Annotated in this window: 10 protein-coding genes; 3 read left to right on the top strand and 7 right to left on the bottom strand. The window is 67.0% G+C overall.

Annotation, left to right across the window (positions count from 1 at the left end):
• From G372_RS0112485 to G372_RS0112460, 6 genes are all read right to left on the bottom strand, one after another.
• A partial coding sequence (locus G372_RS0112485; RefSeq protein WP_020008876.1) for a Fic family protein occupies window positions 1–998 on the bottom strand: 998 nt, incomplete at its 3' end.
• 294 nt (window positions 999–1,292) lie between these two features.
• A complete protein-coding gene (locus G372_RS14105; protein WP_081618882.1) occupies window positions 1,293–1,562 on the bottom strand; it encodes a Txe/YoeB family addiction module toxin in 270 nt (89 codons plus the stop codon).
• Complete coding sequence (locus tag G372_RS0112475) at window positions 1,537–1,815, bottom strand: type II toxin-antitoxin system Phd/YefM family antitoxin (protein ID WP_018864398.1); 279 nt, start codon at window positions 1,813–1,815, stop codon at window positions 1,537–1,539. The genes G372_RS14105 and G372_RS0112475 overlap by 26 nt, the downstream gene beginning before the upstream one ends.
• A 314-nt stretch (window positions 1,816–2,129) precedes the next feature.
• On the bottom strand, window positions 2,130–2,708 hold the full coding sequence (locus G372_RS0112470; RefSeq protein WP_018864399.1) for a cysteine peptidase family C39 domain-containing protein: 579 nt from the start codon (window positions 2,706–2,708) through the stop codon (window positions 2,130–2,132).
• A gap of 167 nt (window positions 2,709–2,875) precedes the next feature.
• Complete coding sequence (locus tag G372_RS0112465) at window positions 2,876–3,190, bottom strand: hypothetical protein (protein ID WP_018864400.1); 315 nt, start codon at window positions 3,188–3,190, stop codon at window positions 2,876–2,878.
• Window positions 3,191–3,861: 671 nt separating this feature from the next.
• Complete coding sequence (locus G372_RS0112460; RefSeq protein WP_026340387.1) at window positions 3,862–4,512, bottom strand: SOS response-associated peptidase; 651 nt, start codon at window positions 4,510–4,512, stop codon at window positions 3,862–3,864.
• Window positions 4,513–4,738: 226 nt separating this feature from the next.
• Between G372_RS0112460 and G372_RS0112455 the strand changes: the two genes are divergently transcribed.
• A complete protein-coding gene (locus tag G372_RS0112455) occupies window positions 4,739–5,641 on the top strand; it encodes a complex I NDUFA9 subunit family protein (RefSeq protein WP_019624301.1) in 903 nt (300 codons plus the stop codon).
• Between the two features lie 192 nt (window positions 5,642–5,833).
• On the top strand, window positions 5,834–8,125 hold the full coding sequence (locus G372_RS0112450) for an EAL domain-containing protein (RefSeq protein ID WP_026340388.1): 2,292 nt from the start codon (window positions 5,834–5,836) through the stop codon (window positions 8,123–8,125).
• Window positions 8,126–8,490: 365 nt separating this feature from the next.
• Here G372_RS0112450 and G372_RS0112445 read toward each other — a convergent pair whose 3' ends face one another.
• On the bottom strand, window positions 8,491–9,102 hold the full coding sequence (locus G372_RS0112445; RefSeq protein WP_019624303.1) for a class I SAM-dependent methyltransferase: 612 nt from the start codon (window positions 9,100–9,102) through the stop codon (window positions 8,491–8,493).
• 113 nt (window positions 9,103–9,215) lie between these two features.
• Between G372_RS0112445 and G372_RS0112440 the strand changes: the two genes are divergently transcribed.
• The gene (locus tag G372_RS0112440) at window positions 9,216–12,350 is read left to right on the top strand and encodes an error-prone DNA polymerase (RefSeq protein WP_019624304.1); all 3,135 of its coding nucleotides are present in this window, start codon (window positions 9,216–9,218) and stop codon (window positions 12,348–12,350) included.
• The last annotated feature ends 13 nt before the right edge of the window (window positions 12,351–12,363 follow it).

Below are 12,363 nucleotides of genomic sequence, written 5' to 3'. Positions count from 1 at the left end.
CACTTGGCCATCCGGGCCCAACGTGAAGAGGTCATCCCACCTTCGAATCCGTCCAGCAGGCGATTGAGAACCTTGATCTGTCGGGCATTGAGCGGCTCCGTGGCGAAGCGCTCCCAGAATTGGGACTTGAACAGCACGTGCTCGAGTGCATCCTGGGCGTTGCTCAGCGAACGCTGCAGGCAGCCCAGGAACCATTCCAGCCACAGGGTGATGTCCAGGTCCCCCTGTTTCTGAGTCCGCTCCAGGATGGCGTAATAGTCACTGCGTTCCCGAAGGATCTGCCCGGACATGCTGTAGAAACGTTCCGCCGAACCATCCGCTCGTGCCAGCGCCATATCGGCGATTGCCCGAGCGATACGCCCATTTCCATCCGCGAACGGGTGAATGGTCACGAACCAGAGATGGGCCAGCCCCGCCACCACTAGCGGATCCAGAGGGCCGGGCGCCTTGAACCACGCGACGAAGGCGTCGACCTCCCCCGGGATTCGCTCGGCCGGTGGCGCGGAGAAGTGCACCGTCTCCCGACCAACGGGACCCGACACCACCTCCATCGGCCCTTCATCGTCATCCCGCCAACGCGCGACCGGAATCCGCGTCATCCCGCTACGTCCCGTCGGAAACAGGGCCGCATGCCAGTCGAACAGCCGATCCACTGTCAGCTCACGATCAAAGGCCTTCGTGGCATCCAGCATCAGCTCGACCATGCCGTCGACGTCCGGCCCTGAAGCGGTCAGTCCACCGGCCTCCAGACCGAGGCGACGTGCAAGCGAGGAGCGCACCTGATCCAGAGGCAGTCGCTCGCCTTCGATCGCGCCGGAATCCACGATATCCTCCGACAGCACGCGAAACGACGCTTCCTCGCGCAGTGCGAATCCCAATCCCTGCATCCTTCCGAGCAGCCGACCCTGCTCGCGCGCGGCCGCAGCCAGCATCGGCGCGATATGTTCCGCGTCCCACTGCCAGTGGGGCCAGCCGGTCAGTTCCCAGATGTATTGCACGAGATTCTCCGCAATCTATGCGTAGATTATGCGAGTCAATCTCCGCATTTCCAAGCGGCTTCGGGGGCAGACGGTGAATGGCGGGCGTGAATACGCGGAATGGCGGGGTCGGACCACAGTAACTCTCTGTTGGCATGAGACTTTCATTCCTTGAAGGCCCGTTTCTGAGCCTTAGACAAGGCATTTCACCCCCGAAATGGGGCCTTCGCGGCACCCTGGGCACTCCCAGTGGCCCCGGGGCGATACCTTGCCTGTTGCCGATGAGCCCCGAGCGGAGGGAAAGGCCCGCCCGGGTCACAGCGTGTCGTAATGGCCGCCGATCGCGAAGATGTAGATGGCTTGATCGTCGAAGCGGTAGATCAGGCGATCCCGGGCGGAGAGACGCCGGGACCAGAAGCCCGAGAGCGAATGCCGAAGGGGTTCCGGTTTCCCCGTTCCCGTGGCCGGGTCGTTACGGAGCATTTCCTTGAGGATCCGTCGCAGAGCCCGATGCAGCCTTGGGTCACGCTCACGGAGCGTTTCGTACGCCGCCCAGGTATTACCCTCGAATACCAGTGATCTCATCCATCTCCCCTTCCGTGGGACGGTAGCCTTCTCCCTTCCGATGGGTAGCGGCCGAATCGGCGATCTGCTGCATCAGGCTGGAGTTCTGCAGGACGTAGAGCGTTTCCTGCTCCCGCTCCCAGTCATCCGCACTCATCACCACAAAGGCCTCACCCGCTCGGCGCGTGACCTTGAGCGGCGTGTGTGTAGTGACGGCCTCTTCCACGAAGGCCTTCAGGTTCTCGCGAAACCGGTTCACGCTGACTGTTTCCATGCAGGACCTCAAACGTACGGAAGTGCCGTACAACTATAGACATCCTTCAGGTTTGGTTCAATTGCGTCTTCCGACCCATCTGCGAGGCATGACGGGGTCGGACCACGGTAACCCTCTGTTGGAATGGCACTTTCATGCCTGGAAGGCCCGTTTCTGACCCTTAAACAAGGCATTTCACCCCTGAAATGCGGCCTTCACGCCGAGCTTCCGGGGTCAGACCTTGCCTTTTGCCCCCGCATCAAGGGAGAGGCAAAAGGCAAGGTCTGACCCCCATGGGTGACCGGGCCATTCGACGCCCCGACTCAGGCCCGGGTTCAATGTGGTGCTGCCCGGCGACCCTGATCGTCGAGACCCAACAGTAGCACCGCGTGGTGCATTCGCTCCCAGGCGGTGGCGAAGTCCCCGAAGTCGATTTCCACCGGGCCGCGCGCGGGGTCCATGGCCAGGACCTTGCCGCGCGAGTCGTCCATACCGACCACGACAACGTAGTGGTCGTACCCGGAATCCTGCTCCTGGTCGCCTCGCCGCTCGATCAGGCGAGCGAACACACCGGGCGTGCCGCGCAGGTCGGCATCTCCCTGCCGGACCTGCAAGGGCACGATCAGGGGCCGGCCACGCTCCAGGTGGCTGCGCAGGAACGACTCGTCACCCGGCACCACGAACGCCGCGAATCCATGCTCGCGGGCGATTTCGCGCAGCTCGCCCAGGGAGTAGCCCCGCGGCGAGGCGTGTGGATACTGATCAGACAACGCGTGTGGCGAATAGGCGGAGCCGCGGTAGTACTCCATGACACTGGCGAGCGCGGCGCTGCCACAGTCGGTCCGGGAGGTCTGGCGCACATAAGGGACCTCAAGCGCGACACCTTCCTCGACCTGCAGGGCGTAGCGTTCCATTCCGCCCGTCGTCCCGCACGCCGAGAGCGCAAGCGCGCAGAGCACCAGCAGCCCGACACCGAGCGGGGCGTCTCTGCCCGACGGTTGTTGCTGGCTCCGTGGCCACGCGCCACGCCGTTGCCGGCCGGTAGCGCGGCGAAACACGCTCAACACGGCAGGCGCAGCCGCTACAGCAGCACGATCAGCAGAACGGCAATGATGATGACGGTGCCGACCCTGGGGCCGAAAAAGCCCGCCGTCTGCTCCTGTAGTTCGGCATTCTCGGCTTCGAGAGCCGCCAGTTCGTCGAGCTCCTGCTGATCGAACAGGTGCTCGGACTGAAGCACCTGCGGTGTCGGGACCGCGTCGTCGACAATCTCCATCGGCACGGGGCTCGCGGTGCTGCCGAGATGCGTCTGCCCCGCCGTGGCGGACACGGGGAGCAATGCGAAGGGCAGCAGCCATACCGATGCCAGCAACAGGAAAATCCATCGCCTTGTCATGATGTAACTCCGTGGTTCCGGTGTGGAATCGGGCCGAATGGCCGTTTTCGCGCACGGCCACGGACAAGTATAGGCCGAGCAAACGCCTTGTTCGGGGAAGACAAGAGCGGAAACTGCCCTGCAGGCGCCAACGGTGCCAAATCGGTCACGATCTCCGCCCATCCGCCCTTACGGCCCCGCCCCGTCTTGCACGACGTTGCGCCGGCCAGGGGGTTTGCCGCCTGCTTCAGCATCGTAAGTGCTTCACAGTTCTCGATGGGTACAGGGCAGAGAAAGAGGACACCCATCTTCTTCCAGGCGCCACGCCGTCATCCCGGCCGAAGCGAAGTGAAGAGCCGGGATCCCTGACGTCTGCTCCTGCCCCGCCGATCGCGATCCCGGATGATCGCTGCGCGTTTCTGGAATGACCGCCTATTCGGAACACCGAACGGCCTGTAGGAGGCTGCTTGCAGGCGAAGCCCTGCCCGCGTCCGGCTTTTGCAGGGGCTTCGCTTGCAAGCAGCCTCCTACGGGGCTTGGTGGTCGCGGGGCCCGGGGTCACATCTTGCTTAAGGAACGAGGACACCCGCCTTCTTCGGCGGTTCCTCCAGCCGAAACCCGCTTTAGGTTCCATGTTTCCGGATTCGGGCGCGCGATCCTGAAGGTGAAACGACTCGGCCGCCAGGGGAACCTCAGGTGATCGCCTCGATCAGTCCGGGATCGTCCTCAGACGGACGGTTTACGCGGGTGGACACGGGGTGATAAATCAAGGTATCAGGGTTCAGACGGACGGTCCCGGCTCGGATGGCCTCACGCTCCGTCCGATCGGGATCGAGCCAGTCCCAGCGACACTCCGCATCCAGCACCAGCGGCTTGCGGTCGTGAATGTGCGCCAGCCGCTCTGATGCGGGTTCGGTGATGATCGCGCAGCAGGCGCCACCATCGGCCGTAGGCTCCCAGATGCCCGCCATCATCAGGACGTCCTGCGACGCGTCCTCGGCGAGGGTAATGTAGTACGGCTGCTTGCCGTCATTGGTCTTGCGCCACTCGTACCAGCCATCAGCCAGCACGATGCAGCGCCGGCGGGCGAATGCAGAGCGGAAGTACGGACTCGTGGGGACCTTTTCGGCGCGGGCGTTGATCGGCCGAGGACCGTCCTCCACCCGCTTCGGCCGAAAGCCCCAGAACATCGGCTGGAAGGCGGCAGGTGTTTCATGTCCCGCACGAAACGCTTCGAGGTCCGTCCCAGGCGCGACATTGTATCTGGGCGGGTCAAACGTCTCGTCGACCGGTACCTGGAAATACCGCATGGCGAGCTCGCTGGTCGCGCTGTACCGCGTCATTCGTCCGCACATGGTCTTTCACCTATTGGGCATCGCGAGAGTTCCGGGGTCAGACCTTGCCTTTTGCCCATGAAGCACATAACCAGGAAAGAGGACACCCCTCTTCTTCCATACCCCACGGGGATCATTCTCCCTTCACGCCAGTCTTACCTATAGGCCATCGCCCAGACGGATCGACAACCATCCACATGCGGTAACGATCGGATTTGCCCGGAGGGGGCTCATCATGCGCCCGAACCTGATTACGGTATTCGGCGGCACCGGCTTCCTCGGCCGCGCAACCGTGCACGAACTGCTCAATGCCGGACACCCCGTGCGCATTGCCTCGCGCCGGCCGGGGCTGCCCGCCTCCCTGCAAGACCACGCCCGGCTGGAGCACTGCCGCGCCGACATCCGGGACGATGCCGACGTCGCCCGCGCCGTGGAAGGCGCCAGGGGCGTCGTCAACGCCGTCAGCCTGTACGTGGAGCAACGCGACCTGCGCTTCACCACCATCCACGTCGAAGGCGCCGCGCGCCTCGCCCGCGCCGCACACAAGGCAGGGCTGGAGCGCGTCATCCAGATCTCCGGCATCGGCGCCGACAGCCGCTCGCCCTCGCCGTACATCCGTGCCCGAGCCGAAGGCGAAGCCGCTGTACTTCGCGAATACCCCAACGCCGTTATCGTGCGCCCCAGCGTCCTCTTCGGCCCGGGCGACGCCTTTGTGCGCAACCTCGCCGGCCTCGCGCCCCTGCCGGTGATTCCCCTGTTCGGCTTCGGCAGCACCCGCCTGCAACCCGTACACGTCACCGACATCGCCCGTGCCATCGCAAGACTGTGCGCAGACGAGCCGCCCACGCAACACACCTTCGAACTTGGCGGCCCGGACATCCTCACCTATCGCCAGGTCGTGACCCTGGTCCTGTCACACCTGGGCCGCAAACGCCCAATGCTGCCTGTGCCATTCACGGTCTGGCACGCCCTGGCCACCCTGGGTGCGCTACTACCCAACCCGCCCCTGACCCGCGATCAGCTCTACCTGATGCAACGAGACAACGTCGCCAGCGCCACCCTCGGCACCTTCCACGACCTCGGCATCACACCGCATTCACTGGTGGAATCGCTGCCCGACTGCCTCTCCACCAGCTAACCTCGCCCCACCTGCTTCGAGAGCCGAAGGATTCACACATTAGTTGAATGGTTGTCTATAGTAGACGCGGCATAGTCAAAAAGGACTTCGAAGCTCATGGCCGACCTATCCGGCAGCATCCCGCAATCGGGGCCCGTCCAGGACCACCCGGACAGTACCTCCAGTCAGGATTTCATGAACGGGCTGCCGCGTCTGGTGGCCCAGCTCGCCGACCGCTGGTACATGATCCGGCAGCGGGGCTGCCGCCATGTGGACCTGGGGGAGATGCGTCCCCTGACCCGGGTAATTGCCAGTGGCCTGGCTGGAACTCCGCTGAAGGAGTCCCTGAACATCGCGCGGCGCATTGACGAACGCGTAGCCCAGCACCTTCAGAGCCCGTTGCCTCCAACGTCCAATGAACAGGAAACCATCGGTGCCCTGATCCTTCGTCTGCAAGCGAGTCTACCGGAGGACCTCGCCGCATCGGACGGGGTTATACCCGCACCTGAGGCGGGTGGTGCACGTACTCCAGTTCCCGACCGCCTGCACGTCCAGCTGCTCGGCCCCGCCGGGGTCGCTCGCGACGAGCTGGCGCTGCAGCTGGCCGCCTCCGGCTTCCACGTGGACACCTACGCCAACCTGCAGGAGGCCGCGCATTCCAGCCCCACAGTGACACCGCACTCACGCGTAGTCCTGGCGGATCCACCAGGCCCGCCAATACCCGACGACGCCATCAAGCGGCCCAATATCCTGGTCCTGCAAGACACGCGGGATGGCGAACATCTGACAACGGCCGACGACTGGGACGCGGTCCTGATGATGCCCACAATCCCTTCCGAGTTGGCGGCAACACTGGAGGGTCTGGTGGACTCCAGCCCATGGGATCCGTGGCGGGTCATGCTGGTCACCACGGGACAGTCGATCTCTCCCGCCCGCGCGCTGCAGGAGTCTCCGGCCCTGGACATCCACCGCGTCGCGCCGGAAGACGACGTGCCTGGCCACGCGCTGGAGAGCCTGCCCGAGGCCATTGTGATCGATGCGGACATTGCGGCCGACGAGGCCGCAACCCTCTCCCGGGCCCTTGCCCAGGATCCCACGCTGTTCGACATCCCGCGCGTCTTGCTCGCAGCTCACGAAGATGCCGCGCTCGAGCCGCCCCCGGGGTCTTCTCACGTAGCCCCCGAAACGGCACCGGAACAGGTGAGTGCCGAGGCCCGTCTCTGTCGTCGTCGGCGCCGCGCCGCCCGCGCCCCTGCCACCCTGCGATCCCGTGATCTGACGCCTCTGCTGGATCACTGGCGCGCGGAGCTGGCTACCCAGCCCGGTATCGTCGCCCTGGCCTGTATCGAATGGGACGAGGCCTCCAGCCTGATTCGCGACCACGGGGTGGCCGGTTTCTCCGCGCTTCAACGTCGCCTGCTGGGGCGGATCTCGGCGAGCCTCGCCCCTGGAGAGCGCACCACCCGGTTCAGCGAGAACGCCATCCTGGTCCTGCTGCATCGACCCGACACGGACGCGCTGTCGGACTGGGGCGACGACCTGTACACACGAATCCCGGCCCCTCATGGTGCCGCGAGTCACGCACCCTCCCCTGGGCTCAGCATCGGCATCACCGCACTTGCGGAGACGCCCGCACCGGATGCGGTGGACCAGTCACTGGCGCTTTGCGCACAGGCACGCCGCGAAGGCGGTAATCGCATCCAGCTGGACCCGACGCTGGTCACGCCGGAGCGCGGTATTGCACAGCAGCAGCACTGGCGCCAGGTGATTACCCGGGCGATTCACGAACAACGTCTGTTCCTTGTGTATCAGCCCATCGCCAATATCGCCGGCTCCGACAATGCCGAGCGCTACGAAGTCCTGCTTCGAATTCGCGACCCGGAAGGCCACACCCAGCTGCCCGGCCCGTTCGTGAACATGGCCGGACACCTGGACCTCGACCGGGCGCTGGATCGCTGGGTGCTGACGAACGCGGTGGACATCCTGGGCGCCCGGCTGCGCACCCATCCGGACTCGGTGTTCTTCGTCAAACTCTCGCGCGGGTCGCTGCGCGACCAGGAACTGCCCGGCTGGCTTGGTCGCACCCTTGCGCATGCCGGCCTCCCGGCTCGGGCACTGGTACTGCAACTGGCGGAGGAGGACATCGTGGCGGAGCCGGAACAGGCCGAACGAATTACCGAGGCCCTGCGTGATATACAGGTCGGCATTGCCGTGGAACATTTCGGGCTTTCCAGCGAGCAACCGACCCAACTCCTGCGCAGCCTGCGACCGGACTACGTGAAGGTGGCCCGCCCCCTGACCCACGGGTTGCACGATGCCGCCGACAAGCTCACACGCCTGGAGCCGCTGCTGAACATCGCCCGCGCCAGCGGCGCGCGCACCATGGCGGCTTATGTCGAGGACGTGGACGGCCTGGCCCTGCTGTGGCAGTCCCAGGTCGACCTGGTGCAGGGCAACTTCCTGCGTCAGCCGGACGAGGAGCTGCGCTACGACATCGAGTTCTAGCGCACGCTGCGGCGGTGCCTTCAGTCGCAGGAGGCCCCGGGCCCTACCCTCGGATTGAGCAGCCCGGCGCGTTATCGGAAGAGGTCACCCCTCTTGTTCACATACCGCCACAGCCCCTCTCCTGTAGGAGCCCAGCCCTCTGGGCGATGGGGCGCTGGACACACCCAATCGGCGAGAGGGCTCGCCTCCTACAGTGGGTAGGCCCCCGCCTCGGCGACGAACCGGCATGGGGCATGCCGCACAAGCCCCCTTCTCCGGTAGGAGCCCAGCCCTCTGGGCGATGGGGCGTTGGACATGCCCGATCGGCGAGGGGGCTCGCCTCCTACAGTGGTAGGCCCCAGCCTCGGCGACGAACCGGCGTGCTTTCAGGCGGAGCTGGCGGGTCGGGCGATGGCAAGGACGGATGCGCGCGGGCCGTGGCGTCCGAGCGTGGTGAACTCGTCGATCACGAACCCCGCCCCGGCCAACTGTTCCCGAAACGCTTCTTCGTAGGTCACGCGGCCAAAATCGATGGTCGTGATGCGCCTGAGCAGGGGTTTGAAGCGCTCCATCCAGCGGGAGGGACGGGTCTGGAAGGTCTGAGTGAAGAAGACCGTGCCGTCCGGCTTCAGCAGGCTGCGGCAGTGGCGCAGAGCGCCGTCGGGGTCCGGCAGGAGCATGAAGCTGGCAGAGAAGTAGATCGCGTCGTACGGACCGCCCGTGTGGTCGTAGATGGACTCGAGGCGGGCCTCGGCACGATCGGCCAGGGAGGAGTCGCGCAGGGCTCGCCGAGCGTGCTGGATGTAGTCGGCATCGATATCGATCCCCGTGATGACGAGCCCCTTCTCGCGCGCCGTGGCGGCATTGGCGAGCAGCGCGCCAGCGGTACCTATGCCTACGTCCAATAGAGCCGCCCCGTCCGGCAGCCGCCGCATGACCTCGCCATACCACTGCGAGGTAAGGCGGACGATCAGCCGATTGTAGATAGCGCTGCGCATAGGGGATTCGTCGTTGGGATCGGTCGGTAGCGGGCCTACCATACCGGAGCCGGCGCACCTGCTCGAAGCCGGGGTTTCTTGCCAGCCCCATATACTGTTTATATAAGCAGTATATGGATGCCAACGCCCCCGAACCGCCGGACTACGCCGAGCTGACGAGCGTCAGCAACTTCTCGTTCCTGCGCGGGGCCTCGCACCCGGAGGAGCTGGTGGAGCGGGCCCGGGCGCTGGGCTATCGCGCGCTGGCGCTGACCGATATCGCCTCGCTGGCCGGCGTGGTCCGCGCCCACGCAGCGGCGAAGGACTGCGGCCTGCACCTGATCCTGGGGGCGACCTTCCGGCTGGCGCACGGCCCCGCCCTGACCCTGCTGGTGCGCAATGCGGCGGGCTACGCCGGGCTGTGCCGGCTGATCACCCGTGCGCGCGGGGCGGCGGACAAGGGGCATTACCACCTGACACAGGCGGACCTCGACGCCCTGCCCGCCGAGGCGCGGGCCGGCTGGCAGGTCCTGCTGCGTATCGAACCCGAGATCGCGGAGCCGACGCTCGCCGAGGCGGCCCGCTGGCTGGCGGGATGGGCCGCGCCGGGCCAGGCCCATCTGGCGGTCAGCCAGTTGCGCACGCCGGAGGATGCCCCGCTCGCGGCCCGCGCACGGCAGCTCGCCGACACGACGGGACTCCCGATCGTCGCCTGCGGCGATGTGCACATGCACGCTCGCGGCCGGCGTGCGCTGCAGGACGTGCTGACCGCGCTGCGCCTGCGCACCACGGTTGCCGAGGCAGCCCCGGCGCGCTTCCCCAACGGCGAGCGCTGCCTGCGCCCGCGCGACGACCTGGCGGCGCTGTATCCCGCCACCTGGCTCGCGGCCAGTGTGCGGATCGCGCGGGACTGCGACTTCTCGCTGGACGCGGTCACCTACCGCTACCCGACCGATCCCCTGCCGCAGGACACGAGCCCGGCCGCCTATCTGCGCGAGGAGACCCTGAAGGGTGCGCGTGGGCGCTGGCCCGACGGCATACCGCCGAAGGTGACGGAGCAGATCGAGCGCGAGCTCGAGATCATCGCGCAGCTTGGCTACGAGCCCTACTTCCTGACGGTCTACGACATCGTGCGCTTTGCCCGCGGCCGCGGGATCCTGTGCCAGGGGCGCGGCTCGGCGGCGAACTCCGCCGTTTGTTATGCCCTCGGCATCACGGCAGTGGATCCCTCGCGCTCCAGCATGCTGTTCGAGCGCTTCATCTCCGCCGAGCGTGGCGAGCCGCCGGATATCGATGTCGACTTCGAGCACGAGCGCCGCGAGGAGGTGATTCAGTACATCTACCAGCGCTATGGGCGCGAGCGCGCGGCGCTGGCCTGCACGGTGATCCGCTACCGTCGGCGCAGCGCCCTGCGCGACGTCGGCCGTGCCCTGGGCATCTCGCGCGCGCGGCTGGATGCGCTGACCGCCAACCTCGCCTGGTGGGACGACGGCATCCCCGCCGAGCGCCTGCGCGAGGTCGGGCTGGACCCGGACGGCGCCCTGGCCCGGCAGTGGCAGGCCCTGACCGCCGAGCTGCTGGGCTTCCCCCGCCACCTGTCACAGCACACCGGCGGCTTCGTGATCGCCGAGGGCCGGCTGGACGAGCTGGTGCCGATCGAGAACGCGGCGATGCCGGAGCGCTCGGTGATTCAGTGGGACAAGGACGACCTCGACGCGGTGGGGCTGTTGAAGATCGACGTGCTGGCGCTGGGCATGCTCTCCTGCGTGCGCCGCGCGCTGGAGCTGATGGCGCACCACCGGGGTCGCGATTGGGGCCTGGCCGACATCCCTGCCGAAGACCCGGCGGTCTACCGCATGCTGCAGAAGGCCGACACCCTGGGCGTGTTCCAGATCGAGTCGCGCGCGCAGATGAGCATGCTGCCGCGCCTGAAGCCGGCGAACTTCTACGACCTGGTGATCGAGATCGCCATCGTGCGCCCCGGCCCGATCCAGGGCGAGATGGTGCACCCGTATCTGAAGCGCCGCGCCCACCCGGAGCGGGTGCGCTACCCGAATGCCGAGATCCAGCGTGTGCTGGGGCGCACCCTGGGGGTGCCGATCTTCCAGGAGCAGGTGATCGAGCTGGCGATGGTCGCGGCCGGCTTCTCTGCCGGCGAGGCGGACGGGCTGCGCCGCGCGATCGGGGCCTGGCGCCGCACCGGCCAGCTCGCGCGCTACCGCGAGCGCCTGATGGACGGCATGCGGCAGCGCGGCTATCCGGAGAAGTTCGCCGAGCAGCTGTACAAGCAGATCCTCGGCTTTGGCGAGTACGGCTTCCCCGAGTCGCACTCGGCCAGCTTTGCGCTGATCACCTATGTCTCGTCCTGGCTCAAGTGCCATGAACCGGCGATCTTTGCCTGCGCCCTGCTGAACAGCCAGCCGATGGGCTTCTACGCCCCGGCACAGATCGTCGCCGACGCCCGCCGCCACGGCGTGGAGGTGCGCCCGGTGGACGTGCGCTGCAGTGACTGGGACTGCACGGTGGAGCCGGTGGCCGGAAGCAACGCGCTGGCCCTGCGCCTGGGCCTGAACCGGGTCGGCGGGCTCGCGCAGGCCGTGGCCGAGCGTGTCGTCGCCGCGCGCGCCGAACGCCCGTTCGCGGACGTACCGGATCTGGTCGCCCGCGCCGCCCTGACCCGCGCCCAGGCCAACCGCCTGGCCCGTGCCGACGCCCTGAAGGGGCTGGCCGGCAACCGCCACCAGGCACGCTGGGCGACCGAGGCGGTGGAGGAGCCCCTGCCCCTGTTCGCCGACGCCCCGGCCGAGACGGTGCGCGAGGCCGACGTGACCCCGCTGCTGCCGCGCCCCGATGCGGTGGATGACCTGGTGCAGGACTACGCCACCCAGGGGCTGAGCCTGGGCCCGCACCCGCTGGCGCTGATGCGCCCGTTCCTGGAGCGGCGCCGACTGGCCACCGCCGCCCGGCTACTGGAGCGCCCCGGGCATCCGGGTGCCCGCTATGCCGGCCTCGTGATCACCCGCCAGCGGCCGGGGTCGGCCAACGGCACGGTGTTCCTGACCCTGGAGGACGAGAGCGGCACGCTGAACCTGATCGTCTGGCCGGACCGGGTGGAGCGCTTTCGCGCCGAGGTCCTGCACGGCCGCCTGCTGGAGGCCCACGGGGAATGGCAGTACAGCGAGGGGGTCGGCCACCTGATCGTGCAGCGCCTGATCGACCGCAGCGCCTGGCTGGGCGAGCTGACCACCCGCTCCCGCGACTTCGGATAGGGATTGCGCCTCG

Origin of the sequence: Thioalkalivibrio thiocyanoxidans ARh2, assembly GCF_000385215.1 — a bacterium.
In the GTDB taxonomy this organism is placed as follows: domain Bacteria; phylum Pseudomonadota; class Gammaproteobacteria; order Ectothiorhodospirales; family Ectothiorhodospiraceae; genus Thioalkalivibrio; species Thioalkalivibrio thiocyanoxidans.
Note: the sequence above shows the minus strand (reverse complement) of the source record. Positions and strands in the feature narration are given on the sequence as shown.

Excerpts from the sequence above, each read along its gene's own strand:
- G372_RS14105 (WP_081618882.1), bottom strand. The coding sequence starts at position 1,562 with ATGAGATCACTGGTATTCGAGGGTAATACCTGGGCGGCGTACGAAACG.
- G372_RS0112475 (WP_018864398.1), bottom strand. The coding sequence starts at position 1,815 with ATGGAAACAGTCAGCGTGAACCGGTTTCGCGAGAACCTGAAGGCCTTC.
- G372_RS0112470 (WP_018864399.1), bottom strand. The coding sequence starts at position 2,708 with ATGGAACGCTACGCCCTGCAGGTCGAGGAAGGTGTCGCGCTTGAGGTC.
- G372_RS0112465 (WP_018864400.1), bottom strand. The coding sequence starts at position 3,190 with ATGACAAGGCGATGGATTTTCCTGTTGCTGGCATCGGTATGGCTGCTG.
- G372_RS0112460 (WP_026340387.1), bottom strand. The coding sequence starts at position 4,512 with ATGACGCGGTACAGCGCGACCAGCGAGCTCGCCATGCGGTATTTCCAG.
- G372_RS0112455 (WP_019624301.1), top strand. The coding sequence starts at position 4,739 with ATGCGCCCGAACCTGATTACGGTATTCGGCGGCACCGGCTTCCTCGGC.
- G372_RS0112445 (WP_019624303.1), bottom strand. The coding sequence starts at position 9,102 with ATGCGCAGCGCTATCTACAATCGGCTGATCGTCCGCCTTACCTCGCAG.
- G372_RS0112440 (WP_019624304.1), top strand. The coding sequence starts at position 9,216 with ATGGATGCCAACGCCCCCGAACCGCCGGACTACGCCGAGCTGACGAGC.